Source organism: Citrobacter sp. wls717 (assembly GCF_005280955.1).
GTDB lineage: Bacteria > Pseudomonadota > Gammaproteobacteria > Enterobacterales > Enterobacteriaceae > Citrobacter > Citrobacter werkmanii.
Map to the genome: position 1 here is coordinate 208,015 of NZ_SZWW01000016.1, position 18,316 is coordinate 226,330.

General features: G+C 52.1%; 15 protein-coding genes. 2 read left to right on the plus strand and 13 right to left on the minus strand.

All coding sequences use genetic code 11. The features are described 5' to 3' along the window. Window positions 1-27 precede the first annotated feature (27 nt). The 4 genes from FDX09_RS11060 to ppsR form a co-directional block, all read right to left on the minus strand. Window positions 28-2,013 (minus strand): TonB-dependent hemoglobin/transferrin/lactoferrin family receptor, encoded by a 1,986-nt coding sequence (locus FDX09_RS11060; protein ID WP_137347202.1) that lies wholly within the window; start codon window positions 2,011-2,013, stop codon window positions 28-30. 74 nt (window positions 2,014-2,087) lie between these two features. Continuing rightward, complete coding sequence (hemP, locus tag FDX09_RS11065) at window positions 2,088-2,276, minus strand: hemin uptake protein HemP (protein ID WP_038640207.1); 189 nt, start codon at window positions 2,274-2,276, stop codon at window positions 2,088-2,090. Window positions 2,277-2,446: 170 nt separating this feature from the next. Next, window positions 2,447-3,493: a 3-deoxy-7-phosphoheptulonate synthase AroH gene (aroH, locus tag FDX09_RS11070; RefSeq protein ID WP_038640209.1), complete on the minus strand. Its 1,047-nt coding sequence runs from the start codon at window positions 3,491-3,493 to the stop codon at window positions 2,447-2,449. A gap of 126 nt (window positions 3,494-3,619) precedes the next feature. After that, window positions 3,620-4,453, minus strand: coding sequence for a posphoenolpyruvate synthetase regulatory kinase/phosphorylase PpsR (gene ppsR, locus FDX09_RS11075; RefSeq protein WP_038640212.1), 834 nt, complete (start codon window positions 4,451-4,453; stop codon window positions 3,620-3,622). A 328-nt stretch (window positions 4,454-4,781) separates the two neighbouring features. On the opposite strand from ppsR, the gene ppsA reads away from it, so the two are divergent. Beyond that, window positions 4,782-7,160, plus strand: a complete 2,379-nt coding sequence (gene ppsA / locus FDX09_RS11080; RefSeq protein WP_042308787.1) for a phosphoenolpyruvate synthase — start codon at window positions 4,782-4,784, stop codon at window positions 7,158-7,160. 67 nt (window positions 7,161-7,227) lie between these two features. Here the strand turns inward: ppsA and fadK are convergent, their stop codons facing one another. From fadK to FDX09_RS11105, 5 genes are all read right to left on the minus strand, one after another. Then, entirely contained in the window at window positions 7,228-8,865 is a 1,638-nt protein-coding gene (gene fadK / locus FDX09_RS11085) for a medium-chain fatty-acid--CoA ligase (protein ID WP_137347203.1), read from the minus strand. Window positions 8,866-8,946: 81 nt separating this feature from the next. Continuing rightward, window positions 8,947-9,240, minus strand: coding sequence for a ferredoxin (locus FDX09_RS11090; protein ID WP_038640220.1), 294 nt, complete (start codon window positions 9,238-9,240; stop codon window positions 8,947-8,949). Next, window positions 9,237-10,526: an FAD-dependent oxidoreductase gene (locus tag FDX09_RS11095; RefSeq protein ID WP_085049450.1), complete on the minus strand. Its 1,290-nt coding sequence runs from the start codon at window positions 10,524-10,526 to the stop codon at window positions 9,237-9,239. The genes FDX09_RS11090 and FDX09_RS11095 overlap by 4 nt, the downstream gene beginning before the upstream one ends. 55 nt (window positions 10,527-10,581) lie before the next feature. Continuing rightward, window positions 10,582-11,517: an electron transfer flavoprotein subunit alpha gene (locus tag FDX09_RS11100; RefSeq protein ID WP_137347204.1), complete on the minus strand. Its 936-nt coding sequence runs from the start codon at window positions 11,515-11,517 to the stop codon at window positions 10,582-10,584. A gap of 21 nt (window positions 11,518-11,538) precedes the next feature. Beyond that, complete coding sequence (locus FDX09_RS11105) at window positions 11,539-12,303, minus strand: electron transfer flavoprotein (RefSeq protein WP_137347205.1); 765 nt, start codon at window positions 12,301-12,303, stop codon at window positions 11,539-11,541. 474 nt (window positions 12,304-12,777) lie between these two features. Between FDX09_RS11105 and FDX09_RS11110 the strand changes: the two genes are divergently transcribed. After that, on the plus strand, window positions 12,778-13,668 hold the full coding sequence (locus tag FDX09_RS11110; RefSeq protein WP_038640228.1) for an AraC family transcriptional regulator: 891 nt from the start codon (window positions 12,778-12,780) through the stop codon (window positions 13,666-13,668). Window positions 13,669-13,722: 54 nt separating this feature from the next. Here FDX09_RS11110 and FDX09_RS11115 read toward each other — a convergent pair whose 3' ends face one another. From FDX09_RS11115 to ydiB, 4 genes are all read right to left on the minus strand, one after another. Continuing rightward, the gene (locus tag FDX09_RS11115) at window positions 13,723-14,874 is read right to left on the minus strand and encodes an acyl-CoA dehydrogenase (protein WP_038640230.1); all 1,152 of its coding nucleotides are present in this window, start codon (window positions 14,872-14,874) and stop codon (window positions 13,723-13,725) included. 13 nt (window positions 14,875-14,887) lie between these two features. Continuing rightward, window positions 14,888-16,483 carry an acyl CoA:acetate/3-ketoacid CoA transferase gene (locus FDX09_RS11120; RefSeq protein WP_137347206.1) on the minus strand — a complete coding sequence of 532 codons (1,596 nt, stop codon included), beginning with the start codon at window positions 16,481-16,483 and terminating at the stop codon, window positions 14,888-14,890. Between the two features lie 157 nt (window positions 16,484-16,640). Beyond that, window positions 16,641-17,399, minus strand: coding sequence for a type I 3-dehydroquinate dehydratase (aroD, locus tag FDX09_RS11125; protein ID WP_085049445.1), 759 nt, complete (start codon window positions 17,397-17,399; stop codon window positions 16,641-16,643). 36 nt (window positions 17,400-17,435) lie between these two features. Then, window positions 17,436-18,302, minus strand: a complete 867-nt coding sequence (ydiB, locus tag FDX09_RS11130) for a quinate/shikimate dehydrogenase (protein ID WP_069324249.1) — start codon at window positions 18,300-18,302, stop codon at window positions 17,436-17,438. Between the last annotated feature and the right edge of the window lie 14 nt (window positions 18,303-18,316).

Consider the following 18,316-nt stretch of genomic DNA (forward strand, 5'->3'; position numbering starts at 1 on the left):
CTGCCCCGGCGAACCGGGGAAAAGTGATTACCACTGATAACTCACGAAAATTTTGCCATTGCGGCCATCCTGCGGAATGCCCTGCGGCGACCAGTACTCTTTGTCGAAGGCGTTGCCCAGGACCAGTGTGGTGGTCATGCCTTTTAGCGCCTGTTGCCCCTGATAGCTCACGTAGAAGTCGTTTACCGCATAGCCGGGTTGTTTGGCGTAGCTGCTGCTGATGTGCGTTGAGCGGTCAGCAAATGTACCTATCCAGCCAACGGAGAAACCGCTGTGCGCAATCGGCACGTTCAGTTTGCTGGTGACGGTGTCCGGGTTAATGCTGGAAATGTACTCGCCCGTGTCAGTATCTTTACCCCGCGTGCGGTTATAGGCCATATCGAGACTGAACAGATCGGCGGTGTATTTCGCCATCACGTCCCAGCCCCAGATTTTGGCGTTGGGTACGTTATAGGACATGGTCGTCGCAGCGGCAAAATCGACGCTGGTGGAGATGTAATCTTTGGCTTTGGTGTCGAAATAGCTGGCTTTAAATTCGAGCGCATCACTCGCCATCAACAGATCGTCAAAGCGCAGGCCAAATCCGTATTCCTGTGTTTCGTTGGTTTCCGGACGCAGGTTCGGGTTTGGCACCCAGTAATTGGTGTAAAAACGGCCAATCGAGAAGTGTTTCGCGTCGTTATACATCTCGCCCATGGTTGGAGCACGGAAGGCCTGAGCGTATGAACCGAAAAGCATCAGCCAGTCGGCAGGCGCAACGGTGAGTCCAGCGCGGGACGACCATTTATCGGCATCGACATCTTCATAACCGTCGCTGCTACCGCGATAAGAGTCATACCGTGTCCCCCCCAGCAGCGTAACCGGCAGGTCGCGCAGGGTGATTTCATCCTGTAGCCAGCCGGAGCTAAAATCGATTTTTGCCTCCGGGAAACCGGTGGTTGCGCCGCCCGGTTGTTGTTCCTGACGATAGTATTCACCGCCGTAGGTCAGTAAGTGAGAAGCAAATGAATCGGTAAACAGGCGGCTACGGTTGTCGACTTTCCCGCCTTTGGTGGTCTGCTTGCGAAATTCGCCGGTGCTGTCCGTGTTTTGTGCATTAATGCGCGCTTCGGACCAGTAGATGCGGGCATCCGCGTTTAGCCAGTCATTATCCGCCGGGGCGAGGGAGTAGGTCAGTTGCGCATCGCGCTGGATGGTTGAGCGATCGGTCATCGGATTGCTGGTGGTATCCGCCGCGCTGGTTTGTGGATTTTTAGGTTCCCGGGCATCATTGTTGTAATAACGCAGCGAGCCGGCCAGCGTCTGGGCGCTGTCAATTTTCCAACTGCCTTTCGCCAGCATATTGTTAATCGCTTCATCGTTCGGGGCGGTAGTGCCGTCGCTCTGGCGCAAATTACCGCGATCGCGACTGGACCAGGCCAGCAGCCCGTCGAGGGTATCGGTGCGGCCAAATGCGCTGGCGCCCATACCGAGGCTGTGATCGCCGGTAGCCGCGGTACCGAACACGCGATAACCGCTATTCTGACCCGCCTCCAGTAAGTCTTTAGCATCCGCAGTGTCATAGGCGATTACGCCGCCCAGCGCGCCGCTGCCATACAACAGTGCGGAAGGGCCGCGCACCACTTCAATCCGCTTGATTAGCGCCGGATCGAGGAAGGTACTGTTCAGGTGCCCGGTATCGGTTCCCTGGCGAACGCCATCCACCAGCACCAGAACGCCGCGACGGTCATAGCCGCGCAGATTGACGTCCTGACCATTTGTCCGCCCCGTACCGTCAAGGCTCAGGCCCGGAACCTTCCGTAACAGGTCGGCTGCCGAGCTGGCTGTCTGGTTTTCAGGTGCAGTAGCGTCGATAACGCTGACCATCATCGGCGCTTCAAAGGCGCTACGGGGATTACCGGTGGCGGTGACGGTCATATCCTCTACTGCCGCCCAGGCAACGACGGGAAGATTACTGACAATCGCCAACGCCAGGAGCGACGGGCGCAAGGATGCGGTGTGCAGGTGGGGCATAGCAACTCTCCATTAGAAAATCGAAAAGCGCTGGCTGCCTGGGTATCACCTGGGTGGCTGGCGAAAAGTGTCGTTTATTTAGTCAGAATGAGTTTTCCAGCATGGGTCTGGCGCAGCAGGTAGTGCTGGCCATCGTGCTCTATAATCACGCGTCCTTCTTTGCCCAGCAAACTTTTACTGTCAATGCGACGCTCGGTTGCGGCGACGGCAGGCGGTGTTTTTTCTTTTGCAGGCGTTGCTGTTGTGTTATCCATACGTGACATAGAGTTTAAAAATAGCAATCAATGTAACAATGATAATCATTATCATCAAACTGCAAATGTGCGGCAAGCGTTTTTGTGAAATAATTGTGACGGGGACAGTTTTTGCACAACAATGAAGGAAAAAACAAAGAATTACCACCGGGCAACGTGGTGTTACCCGGTGTACAGCGTTAAAAACGGCTATCAACCGCCGAGGCGAGTTTGTCCACCAGTAGTTCAGTATCTTCCCAGTTCAGGCACGGGTCGGTAATCGACTGACCGTAAACCAGCGGCTGACCGCTGACGATTTTTTGCGTGCCTTCACGCAGGAAACTTTCCGCCATGATCCCGGCAATCGCCGTCGAACCGTTGCGAATTTGCTGGCATACGTCATCACACACTTCCAACTGACGGCGATGCTGCTTCTGGCAATTACCATGGCTGAAATCGACGACCAGATGCTCAGGCAGGGAAAATTCGTGCAAGGTATCGCAGGCGGCGGCAATATCTTCAGCAAAATAATTCGGCTTTTTACCGCCGCGCATAATGATATGCCCGTATGGATTACCGCTGGTCTGATAAATGGTCATCTGGCCGGTTTTATCCGGGGAGAGGAACATATGGCTGGCGCGGGAGGCGCGAATCGCATCGACGGCGATACGGGTATTACCATCCGTCCCGTTCTTAAACCCAACCGGGCAGGAAAGAGCAGACGCCATTTCGCGGTGGATCTGGCTTTCGGTGGTGCGCGCGCCAATGGCGCCCCAACTGATTAAATCAGCAATAAACTGGCCGGTCACCATATCGAGAAATTCAGTGGCCGTGGGGACGCCCAGTTCGTTGACCTGCAGCAGCAGTTTACGCGCCAGCTCAATGCCGTGGTTCACACGGTAGCTGCCGTTCAGGTCCGGGTCGGAAATTAAGCCTTTCCAACCCACGACGGTGCGTGGCTTTTCAAAATAGGTACGCATCACGATTTCCAGACGCGTCTGGTGCTTTTCGCGCAGCGCCTGCAGGCGCGTCGCGTATTCCACGGCGGCATCGAGATCGTGAATTGAGCAAGGGCCTACGATCACCAGCAAACGGGGATCTTCGCCATTCAATATTTTTTCTATCCGGCGTCGGGAGTCCGTAACATGACGGGCGACGGCGGACGAAACAGGATGCCGCTGCGCAAGCTCTGCTGGAGTGACCAGGTTGTCAATACGCGCAGTACGGAGTTCATCGGTTCTGTTCATTACTTGTCTCAGAAATTTGTTGCTTCAACGGCAGGACTACCGGGAAGTGATGTGCATCACAATATCACACTCATCCGGCCTGGTGGCGAGCATAATAACAAAAAATTGAACCAATGCACTAGCATTCTAGTACATGCGGCGATTCAGCCCCATAATGTCGAGGATCTTGGTAGCAATCTCTTCTACCGAATAGTTGGTACTGTTTAACCATGGGATCTGATTTTTCCGGTACAGCGCTTCCACTTCGGCAACTTCCATCCGACACTGGCGTAGCGAGGCGTAACGGCTGTTCTCTCGTCGCTCTTCGCGGATCGCCGCCAGGCGTTCGGGGTCGATGGTCAGACCGAACAGTTTATGCTGCAGCGGCTTCAGGGATGTGGGCAGCACCAGATTATCCATATCATCGGCAATAAAGGGGTAGTTGGCCGCGCGGATACCAAACTGCATGGCCAGATACAAACTGGTCGGGGTTTTGCCGCAACGGGAAACACCGAGCAGGATCACCTGCGCCTGATCGAGGTTGCGCAACGAAATACCATCGTCATGGGCAAGGGTGTAATCAATAGCGGCAATACGCGCATCGTACTTGTTGAGGTTGCCGGGATTCAGGCCGTGGGTACGATGGGCAATCGGCGTTGGGTCGAGCTTCATCTCTTGCTGCAATGGAGCGACCAGCGCCTGTACGATATCCTGACAAAACCCCTCGCTTTGCAGAATGATTGAGCGGATTTCCGGCAAGACGATGGAGTAAAACACCAGAGGACGCACGCCGGTTTGTTGGTAAATGGCGTCAATCTGGTCTTTAACCGCGCGCGCGCGACTCTCGTTTTCAACAAACGGCAGCGTAATGCTGTTGATAGTGACCGGAAATTGCGACATTACCGCGTGGCCCAATACCTCGGCGGTGATGGCCGTACCATCAGAAATATAAAAAACGTGACGATCAACAGCATTATCCATTTTGCGCATCCTGGGGCAGACATAATTCTCTGAAAGCATAAATTAAAATTCGCCAGAAGCGAATATTGCGCCATCACTTTTATAAAGTGAAACGCTATTTTTATATTTAATGAAAAGTGCATTTCATTTTTCGGAACAAATGTTTATACCGGTAGTTTTTGTGGTGATCCCGTGTCGCTCGCGGGTTTGCGCAAATGCGGAAACAATCTTAAAAAATAAAAAATAAAGTTGCTTGAACGATTCACCGTTTTTTTCGCCGCGGTAAATATGCAAAGATAAATACGCAAAATTGAGTTTCCTAACCTCGTTCATATATAAGGATTGTTCGATGTCCAACAATGGCTCGTCACCGCTGGTGCTTTGGTATAACCAACTCGGCATGAATGATGTAGACAGAGTTGGGGGCAAAAATGCCTCCCTGGGTGAAATGATTACTAACCTTTCCGGTATGGGAGTTTCCGTACCGAATGGTTTTGCAACAACCGCCGATGCGTTTAACCAGTTTCTGGACCAAAGCGGTGTAAACCAGCGCATTTATGAGCTGCTGGATAAAACGGATATTGATGATGTTACCGAGCTTGCGAAAGCCGGGGCACAAATCCGCCAGTGGATTATCGACACTCCTTTCCAGCCGGAGCTGGAAAATGCCGTCCGCGATGCCTACGCGCAGCTGTCAGCAGACGATGCCCATGCTTCTTTTGCCGTGCGTTCTTCCGCCACCGCAGAAGATATGCCAGATGCGTCATTTGCTGGTCAGCAGGAAACCTTCCTTAACGTCCAGGGCTTCGATGCTGTCCTGGTCGCTATCAAACACGTATTTGCTTCGTTGTTTAACGACCGCGCGATCTCTTACCGTGTTCACCAGGGCTATGACCACCGTGGCGTGGCGCTTTCTGCTGGCGTCCAGCGGATGGTGCGCTCTGACCTTGCGTCCTCAGGCGTTATGTTCTCCATCGATACCGAATCCGGTTTCGACCAGGTAGTGTTTATCACTTCCGCATGGGGTCTGGGCGAGATGGTGGTGCAGGGTGCCGTTAACCCGGATGAGTTCTACGTGCACAAACCGACTCTGGCGGCTAACCGTCCGGCGATCGTTCGTCGCACCATGGGATCGAAAAAAATCCGTATGGTCTACGCGCCAACCCAGGAACACGGTAAGCAGGTGACCATTGAGGATGTGCCGCAGGAACAACGCGATATTTTCTCTCTGACCAATGATGAAGTGCAGGAACTGGCGAAGCAGGCGGTACAGATCGAGAAGCACTACGGTCGTCCGATGGACATCGAATGGGCGAAAGACGGTCATACCGGCAAGCTGTTCATTGTTCAGGCTCGCCCGGAAACCGTGCGTTCTCGCGGGCAGGTGATGGAGCGGTATACGCTACACGCCCAGGGCAAAATTATTGCTGAAGGTCGCGCCATCGGTCACCGCATTGGCGCCGGCCCGGTCAAAGTTATTCACGACATCAGCGAAATGAACCGTATTGAACCCGGCGACGTACTGGTGACTGATATGACCGACCCGGACTGGGAACCGATCATGAAGAAAGCGGCGGCGATTGTGACCAACCGTGGCGGTCGTACCTGCCATGCGGCGATCATTGCCCGTGAACTGGGGATCCCTGCCGTGGTTGGCTGCGGCGATGCCACCGAGCGCATGAAGGATGGTGAGAAGGTCACTGTCTCCTGTGCCGAAGGCGACACCGGTTATGTTTACGCTGAGATGCTTGATTTCAGCGTGAAGAGCTCCAGCGTGGAGACCATGCCGGATCTGCCGTTGAAGGTGATGATGAACGTCGGCAACCCGGACCGGGCTTTTGACTTTGCCTGCCTGCCAAACGAAGGTGTCGGCCTGGCGCGTCTGGAATTTATTATCAACCGCATGATCGGCGTGCACCCTCGTGCGCTGCTGGAGTTTGATGACCAGACGCCTGAGCTACAAAATGAAATCCGCGGCATGATGAAAGGTTTCGACTCTCCGCGTGAATTCTACGTTGGCCGTCTGACGGAAGGGATCGCGACGCTGGGTGCGGCGTTTTATCCGAAACGCGTCATCGTGCGTATGTCGGACTTTAAGTCCAACGAATATGCTAACCTGGTCGGCGGTGAGCGTTATGAGCCGCACGAAGAGAACCCGATGCTGGGCTTCCGCGGGGCGGGCCGTTACGTTTCAGACAGCTTCCGCGACTGTTTTGCACTGGAATGTGACGCGGTGAAACGTGTCCGTAACGATATGGGTCTGACTAACGTTGAAGTGATGGTACCGTTTGTACGTACCGTTGCCCAAGCGAAAGCGGTGGTTGAAGAGCTGGCGCGCCAGGGGCTGAAACGCGGCGAGAATGGCCTGAAGATCATCATGATGTGCGAGATCCCGTCTAACGCCCTGTTGGCAGAACAGTTCCTTGAGTACTTCGATGGCTTCTCCATCGGCTCAAACGACATGACGCAGTTGGCGCTGGGCCTGGACCGTGACTCGGGTGTGGTTTCTGAACTGTTTGATGAGCGTAACGACGCGGTGAAAGCGCTACTGTCGATGGCGATTCGCGCTGCTAAGAAACAGGGCAAATACGTGGGTATTTGCGGTCAGGGACCTTCTGACCACGAAGACTTCGCGGCCTGGCTGATGGAAGAGGGGATCGACAGTCTGTCGCTGAACCCGGACACCGTCGTACAGACCTGGCTGAGCCTGGCTGAACTGAACAAGTAACATTATGCCTTATCCGGCCTATTCAACGTAGGCCGGATAAGATGCGTTAGCATCGCCATCCGGCACTTTATCCTGCAATACTCTCCATGCTCAAACGTTTAATAATATCCTGACGCAACTGGTATTTTTGTACCTTACCGGACGCTGTGCGAGGTAACTTCTCGACAACCACGATATGCTCCGGGTATTTATACTTTGCCACCCGTTTGCGGCTAAAAAAGGCGACGACAGATTCCAGCGACAGCGAATGATGCGGGGCTTTTAGTACCACATAAGCGCACGACCGTTCACCTAACCGTTCGTCCGGCATCGCGACAACGCAGGCATCATGAATGCGTGGATGTTGCAATAAAATATCCTCTACCTCGCGGCTGCTGATATTTTCCCCTCCGCGCACAATAATATCTTTTTTACGCCCGGTTATTTTGATGTATCCCGCGTCGTCCATCCGGCATAAGTCGCCACTGTAATACCACCCCTCTTTATCCAGCGCGCGGGCGGTCAGTTCGGGTTCATCGAGGTAGCCCATAAAAACATTGGGGCCACGCGAGGCCTCTTCACCTTCTACTCCTGCAGGCAGGGTATTGCGCGCTTCATCAACGACTTTAATTTCGACCCCTGCGGCAGCATAGCCGTCGGTTGTCATCATGCGGGAAGGTGAATCATCGAGATTGACCAGCGCATGCGGCGAGCTCTCCGTTGAACCATAAATGCTTAACAATTTAATGCCGAGCCGTTGGCAGTCACGGGCAATCTTTTGCGGAATGGTGGTGCCTCCGCATAAAAAAAAGCGTAGCGATGAGAGATCGCAGGCGCGTTTTTCCATGCGACACAACATGTCATAGACAAATGGCGTTGCGCCGAGTACGCAGGTGCAGTGCTGTTGCTCCAGCAGATCGAGACAGGCGTCTGGGGTAAAAATATCCAACAACACGCTGCGTGCGCCGATTAAAAACGGTGCGGTAACGCCATGCAGAAAACCGGTAGCATGTCCTAGCGGCGCGGGCATTAAAAACACATCTTGCCAGGTGAGATTGAGACGGGCGCAGTAGGCGCGTTCGCTGGCAAGGATATTGTTGTGGGTTAACATTACGCCTTTCGGCATTCCCTCGGTTCCGGAGGTAAACAGTACCGCTGCCAGTTCATCCGCGTGAACGTTAATCGTTTGATTTAACGGCGGTGCTAAAAGCAGTTGGCTGAGTGCCTGCGAGGTGGTTGCCGGCGCCAGTTTATCCACGGCAACAATCTGTTGCAGATGCGGTAACTGGGTTTGTAAGGGGAGGATCAAATCGACCGGCCGGGTTTGTTTAAACAGGGTAGGTGCGAAAAAAATCTTCGCTTTACATTTATTTAATACCCATACTAACTCCGCTTCGCGCCAGGCGGGTAGTAACGGGACGGAAACGGCTCCAGTTTTCAGGCAGGCCAGATAAATAATGGTAAATTCGCACCAGCCAGGCAACTGGAAAGCGACGCGATCGCCGGGTTGAATACCGCAGGCTAAAAACCAGCTCGCCAGACTGCTGGCGGCACTGTCGAGTGCGGCGTAGGTATATGAAGCGCCATGATTATCAACCACGGCGATTTTATCCGGCATGGCTCTGGCTGTTTGGTTCCAGTAATCGCCAAGCGAAGCATCTCCCCATAAACCTTGTTGTCGCCAGGCATCGCGACGTTCGGCGTTAAACGTTAGTGTGATACTCATTCGTTATTCCCTGGATAATATCGGCATACGTCTGACCGGATTGGCCGTGGAGGCCGATCCGGGGTACAACGGCTCAATCCGTTAGCCGTAGCGAAAATCAATGCCAAATGTTCCTGCCGGATACTCCCATTGTTCGAGGATCGTATCGCCGCACAGCACCCGACAGGTGCCACACTCCAGGCAGCCAGCAGAATCAAAATGAATATTCCCACTCTCGTCCTGCTTATACAGTCCGGCGGGACAGGCCTTCAGCAGTTTGCGAAATTCATTCAGATCGGGATGTTCGGCCAGAATAATGTGCGGGTGACCTTCATCGACATTGAATTTATTGACGCCCAGCTTGACGTCGACGTTAACGGTATTGTCCTGACTCATAGCGCAGTTGCCCCCTTGATGCCGTCTTTCAGTAAGTTCATCAACCCAATTTTCTTCGCATGGGACATCATCATCTTACGAATCGGTTGGTTCGGGCGTCCGTCAACGGTGAACATATCGTTCATGATATCTGCGACCATGCGAGGGTATTGGGTGAACAGGCGCGGGTTTTCCATCAGCGCCGGGATCTTGCGAAAATGCTGTAAATCACGCATCACACAGCCCTGTTCGAGGGCGCGTTTGTAGTCCATCAGGCTGCTGGCGGAGAAGTCCTGGCGTTCTTTGGCTGCAATGGCGGTTTGGGCGGCAGCTTCTGCGGAGGCTATTGCTAAATCCATACCACGCACCGTGTAACCCAGATTCAGACAGAAACCCGCGGCATCGCCGACGATCATTACGCCGTCATCAACCAGTTTGGGTACCATTGCCAGACCGCCTTCCGGTACCATATGTGCGGAATACTCCAGCAGTTCTCCTCCCGCAATCAGTGGACGAATAGTCGGGTGTTGCTTAAAGTCTTCCAGCATTTGTGGAATACTTTTCGTCGCGTGAGCAATATCCCCCAGCCCGCATACCAGCCCCAGAGAGACCGAGTCCTGGTTGGTATACAGAAAGCCTCCCCCCATCAGTCCATCAGACGGTGAACCAGCAAACAGCCAGGCTGCGCCTTCATCGCCTGAGAGGTTGAATCGATCTGCAATCACAGCCGGAGGTAAGCCGATCAACTCCTTTACGCCAACGGCATAGTGGTGAGCAGAAGAGGGAGGGACCATCCCCAGCGACCGTCCTAATATTGAGTTGACGCCATCGGCCAGGATGACAATATTGGCTTCCAGGATATCGTCACCAGCTTGCACGCCGGTGACCTTATTACCTTCGCGGATCAGCGCATCAACGCGGACGCCGGGGATGAACTGCGCGCCGGCCTGTTCTGCTTTTTCCATCAGCCAGGGATCAAGTCGGTTGCGCAACACGGTGTAAGAATCCTGCGCTGGCGCGTTGTCTTTATCCCGATGAAAGTCGAGCGTTACGGCGCTCTCTTCGGTCAGGAAGGATATTTTTTCGCGGGTCACTTTACGTTCGAGTGGTGCTTCCTGCGCGAATCCCGGCATGATGCGTTCCAGACTATGCGCATAGAGTCGCCCACCGGTCATATTTTTACTGCCCGCACTGTTTCCGCGTTCGATGACCAGCACGTCCAGTCCGGCCTGCGCCATAACGTAGCCTGCAACTGTACCCGCCACGCCAGCACCGACCACAATGGCATCGAATTTTTCATCTGACATGCTTTATGCTCCTTTCCCGCCGCGAAGCAGCGGGAGATGTGCGTTAAATGGGGGGTTAGCGGCTGAGATGTTCGATAAGGGCCGGAACAACTTTGTAGATATCGCCTACCAGGCCGTAATCGGCGTAATTGAAAATAGGGGCTTTTTTGTCTTTATTGATAGCGACAATGACTTTCGCGCCGTTACCGCCGACCATGTGTTGAATTTGTCCTGAGATGCCTAACGTGAGGTAAAGGTCTGATTTCAGTAACACACCAGAAACGCCAATGTAGCGTTCGCGCTCCATCCAGTTTTCGCCTTCGGCAATCGGGCGTGAACAGCCCACTTCTGCACCCAGTACCGATGCCAACTGGTGCACCATCTCCAGATCGTGTTGCGCAACCAGGCCGCGCCCCACGCCAACCACACGTTTGGCTTTACTGAGGTCCACGCTGCTCACGGATTTGGCGCGACGTTCCTTGCACATAATTTCATGAAGCGGTGCGATGTAAGCTGCCGAGACAACAGGACAGGTGTGCGATGCGTTTTCCGCTACGGGTTCAAGCACCCCTGGGGCTAGCGTGATAATTGCCAGCGCGCTTTTGATTTTTTCTTTGCCGAATGCCAGACCACCATACATGCGGTGCTCTGCGAACACGGTGTCATCCTCAAGCGTCACCGATATTGCGTCGTTCACCATCGCGGCATTGAGTTGGATGCTTAACCGTGCCCCAAGTGATTTCGCGCGCTTTGTAGCGGGCATCAACAGCATTCCGGCGTGTTCTTGCATCTGCGCTGCAATGGTTTCGGCGTAATTTTCAACACGCTGTAAACCGGAGGGGGCTTCGAGCACGATTATCTCATCGGCACCCAGAGGTTTAACCTGATTAGCTTGTTCGCTGCCTTGTACAATAAGATGGACGTGTTCACCCCACTGACGCGCGCCGGCCATTAATTCTGCGTAGCGTTCTACGTTATCGCTGAACACCCATACGTTAGCTAATTTACTCATGATAATTTCTCTCCGTTGAGCTTAGTTCAGGGCTTTTTTCAGGTGTTCCGCCAGTTCGGCAATGGCTTCAGCCGAGTCATTTTCCAGAATGATGTGCTTACGTTCTGTTTGTGGCGGTACGGTAAGGCTTACCAGTTCCGCTAACGGTGACGCTGGCGTCCAGCCAATATCGCTGGCTTGCCATGTTGTGACGGGCTTTTTACCCGCGCCGAGAATGGCTTTCATTGAGGGAATACGCGGCGTGTTGATATCCGAGGTTACGCAGAGTACAGCGGGGAGTGGCAGGTCAATCACTTCGACTTCATCTTCCAGCGTACGCTCAACAACGATGCGGTCGCCATTACGTTGGATGTTGCTGACGGCGCTAATCACCGGGAGTTGCAACAGTTCGCCAACCAGTAAGCCAACCTGTTGGGCGTAGATATCCCCCGATCCTTCTCCGAACAGCATCAGGTCGAAATTTATATTTTTGGCCGCGCAGACCAGCGCCTGAGCGGTGTCGCGGGGCAATGAATGCTCCAGCTGTGGATCCTGCACCATGAACAAACTGTCCGGTCCACGCGACAGCACGTCTTTACGCACTTTGGAATTTTGCAGTAGCGAGCCGCCCACGGTTAAAGCGACGATTTCATCACCCTCCGTACTCAGTTGCGCCGCGGCCTCAATCGCATTCAGATCAAACTGGCTGATTTTGGCGTCGGCCCGGTCAAAGTTAAGCGAACGCTGTGGGGTAACAACAATGTCCTGTTCTTCAGGCACCAACTTAAAGCAGGTTATTATTTTCATGGCATCTCCAGTCATCCACAGTAGGGAAAATTAACTGAAAATAGTGTGCGGCAGAGAGGGGACTGTTTTCGACGGGGCAATCTGTTTTCATTCCCAACAATCTTGCAAAAAAAAGTGCGGCGGGAATGCTTGTTTCATAAACGAGAGCTCGGGGTTGTGTACTGAAGAAAAAAAATAGCAAACACACCAGGAAAGGATAATTGCGAAATGCATCCTGTTTTTTATCGTTTCTACGCTTAATTTGTTTCTGATATGTAAATTGTTAATGTTGAATTAATAACATTTACTCTTATCAGTTTTTATAAAACGGGAATAATCGTAGAGAACAGCGAGATAGCGCCGGAGGTATCATCTTGCAGTCGACGCAAATAATTTTGTTTCGCCAGCAAGGAATAACGTTGTATAACATCATTATTGTTTTCGCTTTCTGATATTAATTATTCGCAAAATTACTGCCTTTAGGTGGAGGTTGTCATGTATCAACGCTGCTTTGATAATGCCATGGAGACCCTTTTTGAGCAGGGGAAAACGCCGAGACTTTCCCGATTCGTCATTAGCGATGATCCTAACTGGGAATCCGGCCATCATGTTCATGATAATGAAACGGAGCTTATCTATGTTAAAAAGGGGGTTGCAAGATTAATCATCGACTCTTCGCTGTATGTCGCGCATGCCGGGGACATTGTGGTGATTGAACAAGGGCGATTACATGCGGTTGCATCTGATACCAGCGCACCGGCTACCACTTACACCTGCGCGCTCTACGGTTTCCGGTTTAAAGGCTGGCAGGATAATCAGCTATTGCAGACGCACTCGTGTCCGGTCATTAACGTCAGTCAGGGTAAAGAGGTTATTAAGAGTATTTTTAATGAACTGGGGGTGATGCTCCCGCAGAGCAAGAACAACCTGACTTCTTCCGCTTATGACGCATTCGCGTATGCATTAACCGTGTTATATTACGAAAACTTTAAAAATGCTTACCGCTCTGAACAAGGATATATTAAAAAAGATGTCTTAATTAAAGATGTACTGGTCTATTTAAATAACAATTTCCGCGAAAAAATCACTCTCGAACAGTTATCTAAAAAATTCCGCGCCAGCGTGAGCTATATCTGCCATGAATTTACCAAGGAGTATCGTATTTCACCCATCAATTATGTTATTCAGCGACGAATGACGGAGGCAAAATTTTCCCTGACTAATACCGAGGCCTCGTTGGCGGAAATTTCGTGGCGGGTAGGGTATGAAAACGTCGATCATTTTGCCAAACTTTTTCAGCGGCATGTGGGATGTACTCCCAGCGATTATCGTAGGCAGTTTAAAAATAACCTTGCTGAGCAAGAATGCCTGATGCCTGAAGTCTGATTCCCCCGCACCGTCCCGGATAGCGCATCCGCGCTATCCGGTCAGTTATACCGCTTACTTATTTTGATAATCTTTCAGGATTTGGCGACCCGCGACGTAAATCATGATTTCATCGGTACCACCGCCAATGCGCTCACAGCGGACATCGCGCCAGAATCGGGATACGCGTGCTTCATCGGTGTAACCCAGTCCGCCCATAATCTGAATTGCGTCGTCAATCACTTCCATTGCCGTACGTGCACAATACAGTTTTGCCAGCGCCGCACTGGTGCGCAGCGACTGTTCCTGATCGGCCTGCCAGGCGACCTTCAGCACCATATTACGCATGTTTTCGATTTTTATTGCCATCAGAGCCAGTTTTTCCTGGATCATCTGGTTATGACCAATTGGCTTACCAAATGCGATGCGTTGGTTAGCGTAACGAGCGGCATCTTCGAAGGCGCATTCGGCAAAACCCGTGCTGCGCGCGGCGTTGATCAGGCGTTCCATTTCAAAGTTGTACATTACATTAAGGAAGCCCATGCCTTCTTCGCCGACCATATCGCTTTCGTCCACTTCAACGTTATCAAGATAGACTTCGCAGGTGCTTAACATGTGCCAGCCGATTTTATGCAGTGGGTTAACCTTAATGCCAGGTTTCTTTGAATCCACCCACCATAGCGTAAAGGCTTTCTTCGGATCTTTCGGCTCCGGGTCGCGAGCCAGTACCAGCATGTACGGATACTCTTTAGCGCCGGTGATAAATGTTTTTTGCCCGTTGAGATACACCTTGCCGTTTTTGCGGGTATAGCTGGTGGTGGCGCTGTTATTGTCGGAGCCTGCTCCCGGTTCGGTTAATGCCAGCGCATACGCTGGATCGCCCGTTTCCATGGTGCTTTCTGCCGTTTTACGCAGCTGCTCGGCGGAGCCAAAACGTCGCATGCTGTGGATGCACTGACCATTGGTGATCAAAAATGCGGGCGCGCCACATTTTGACACTTCCATCAGCGCCAGCATCTGGGTGACGTAATCAGCCGGGATGCCGCCAAACTCTTCCGGAACGCCCAGCATCGAAATACCGTTGTCCGCAAGAGCTCGCATAAATTCCTTCGGATAAGTCGCCGTCTGATCGCAGGTGCGGAAATACTCTTCCGGGAAATTGCTGGTAATCAGTTCGCGAATGCTGGCAAGCAACAGTTCTTGTTCTTCAGTTAATGAAAAATCCATCAGGGTACTCCTTTTAATTGGCTGCGTCGGGTAATACAAAGCCCATCGAGGCATCGATAAATAATCTTTCGTCCATCAGTTTCAGGTCTGGGGAAATAATCGGAGTGAAGTCCATTTTGTCGAGAATGTCTTCCTGCAAGGAGACCCCTGGCGCAATTTCAACTAAATGGAGGCCATCTTCTTTTAACGTAAATACAGCGCGTTCGGTGATGTAACGCACATCGAGACCACGCTCAAGGGCAATTTTTCCACTGAACGTGACTTCAGGTAATTCGTTAACGAATTTTTTCACCCGACCTTCCTGCACGATATTTAACTTGCCGTCGGCAACTTCCGTTTTCAAACTTCCGGCAGTTAACGTGCCGCAAAAAATAATTTTCCTGGAGGTGGCGCTAATATCGATAAAACCGCCGGTGCCCATGATTTTGCCATTGAATTTATGTACGCCGACATTGCCGTGCCGATCCACTTCAGCAAAACTTAAATAACACACATCCAGCCCGCCGCCGTGGTAGAAGTCAAACTGGGAGGTCATATCCAGAATGGCGCGGGTGTTGACGTTGGCGCCAAACGCGATGCCCTGAGACGTAATGCCGCCAATCGGGCCGGTTTCGACCGTCAGAATAAAATCGTCGGCACAACCTTCTTCGCGTGCGACAAGGCCAATCCCGTCGGCGATGCCCACGCCAACGTTGCCGACCGCGCCTTTACGCATTTCGAACAGCGCGCGTCTGGCCACCAGTTTACGCTGGTTAAGCGGCAGGGCTGTTTGCTGGCTGTCATCGAGGACAAAATCGCCGGAAATAAAACGGTTAACCGGCGCGCCACCGTACAGTTGGGTTTGGTCGGGGTCGATGACCACAATATCGACCAGATAGCCCGGAATACGCACCGCTTTCGGATGCAACGTGGCTTTCTTCACCATTTTTTGCACCTGCATCATGACGATGCCGCCGTTGTTGTGTACGGCCTGAGCAATCACCAGCGCATCGAGATACATCACTTCATCTTCAAAGGTGGCGTAGCCTTCGCTATCGCAGGTCGTGGCGCGAATAAAAGCGATGTTTGGCGCAATGGCTTTGTAATAGAGGTACTCTTTGTTATCGATTTCCACCAGTTTGATCAGATCTTCGGTCGTCACCTCATTCAGTTTGCCGCCCTGTTGGCGAGGATCGACAAACGTACCGATGCCGATATCACTCAGAATGCCAGGCTGGTGGGCTGCTGATGCTCGCAGAGCTTGGGTCAATACGCCCTGAGGATAGTTATAGGCAGCGATTTTATTCTGCTCAGCCAGGTCGGAGATTCGTGGCGATTGTCCCCAGTGGCCGCAGAGCGCCCATTTGACTAAACCTTCCTGCGCCAGCGGGCTGATTCCGCGGTCGGCGCGGTCGCCTAAACCCGTTGGGCTAATTAATGATAAATTACGTGGTGATTGCGTATTTTTGTATTTTTCTGCCAATGCATTAATTAATGTGGTTGCTTCAAGAATACCGCCGCCTGCGCCTAATACACAGAGTGTTGCTTCATCAGGAATATAATTAATGGCTTCTGCTGCGGATAATACAGGTACCCGACCATCGATACGGTTTGGTCTTAGAAATTTCATATAAACTCCAGATTATATGCGTGCGACTACCTGTCGCTATAGTCGACAATAATATTGTGAGTTAATTTAATCAGGCCTAGCTGCCAGCCAGATATTCGTGGTTAAGCGAATATCTGGGGCAGGGCATTGCTAATAGTGATGTGGATATATTCTGCTATTAAGCCTGATGCAATATTGTTAATACAGTACGCAGATCGGCGACCGAAATTTGTCCCGGGGCCGACGCTTTTTTCACGGCGCCAAAGGTGGCTGCTGAACCGAAAACCTCGCCGGAGAGACGTGAAATCACCCCAGTTTTAGCCATCGACATGGTAATTATCGGCCGGTCCGCATAGCGCTCTTGCATTTCCAGCGTAGCGCCCAACAGTGTCAGCACATCCGTTTTGTTTTGCGGCATCAGGGCGATTTTAGGAATATCCGCGCCAAGTTCCTGCATTTTACGCAGACGCTGGATGATCTCCTCTGCGGCTGGTGTCTTATGGAAATCATGATTCGACATAATCACGCTGACATTTTTCGCGTGGGCATGTTCGACGGTCGCTTTAACCAGCTCATCACCGGTGAAAAGCTCCAGGTCGATCATATCCACCAGACCGCTGTCTACTGCTGCACGGTTAAGTGCAATATAGTTTTCGACAGACAGTGCCTGTTCACCGCCTTCTTTGGCGCTGCGGAAGGTGAAAAGTAGCGGTTTGTCCGCTATCACATCGCGGATGGCGCGAGCCGCTTCCAGCACGGCATCTGTGGAAGAGACATCGCTGAAATGGTCAACTCGCCATTCCAGAATGTCGAAATCCGCTTCGCGATAGGCCAGCGCTTCGCTTTTTACCGTGGCGATGTCTATACCCATCAGCGAGACAATGATCTTCGGCGCACCCTCGCCAATCACGAGGTTTCTTACGGTTACGGTTTTCATTGATTACCCTTTAAATATATTACAAATGCGTGCCCGTCAGGCTGCAAAACCCATAACCTGTTTCACATACTCCAGTGGGAAATCTTTCCCGGTCCAGAGTTTGAACTGTTCAGCCCCTTGCCATAACAACATGCCGTAACCATCAATTGTTTTGCAACCCGCAAGTTGCGCCTGTTGCAATAATTTGGTCATATGCGGGTTATAAACGCATTCAGTCACCAGCAGCTCCGGGCGCAGCAGGGAAACGTCGGTCACGAGAGATTCGTTGTCCAGCGGCTTCATGCCGACTTTTGTGCCGTTGGTCAGAATATCCGCGCTGGCGAGGGCATCGGCAAATGCTTGCCGATCGGCGAGATCGATAACGGTCACGACGCAATCGGTGTTTTCATTGACGCGTTTGGCGAATGCCTGCGCCTTTTCAAAGAATTCATCTTTACGGTTAAACAGCTTAATTTCTTTGATGCCTTCAATGGCCGCCTGCGCGCCAATGGCTGTCGATGCGCCGCCCGCGCCCAACAGTACCATGGTTTTACCTTTAATATCGAAGCCGCTTTCTTTAATGGCGCGAATATGACCGGTGCCATCGGTATTGTAACCGCGCAGGTAACCATCATCGTTCACGATGGTATTGATTGCGCCGACCAGTTTGGCCGCAGGGGTCAATTCATCAACATATTCACATGCCAACTGCTTATTGGGCATAGAGACCCCGGTGCCGCGCATCTTCAACGCTTTCAGTCCGGCAATGGCATTGGCAAACGTTGAGTTATCGACTTCAAATGCCATGTAGGTAAAAGGTAGTCCCGCTTTTTCTAATGCCTTGTTTTGCATTTCTGGTGACAGACTATGTCTGATAGGGTAGGCCATTAAGCCAATCAGTTCATATTTAGCAGTTACGTCCATTTGATACTCCTTCT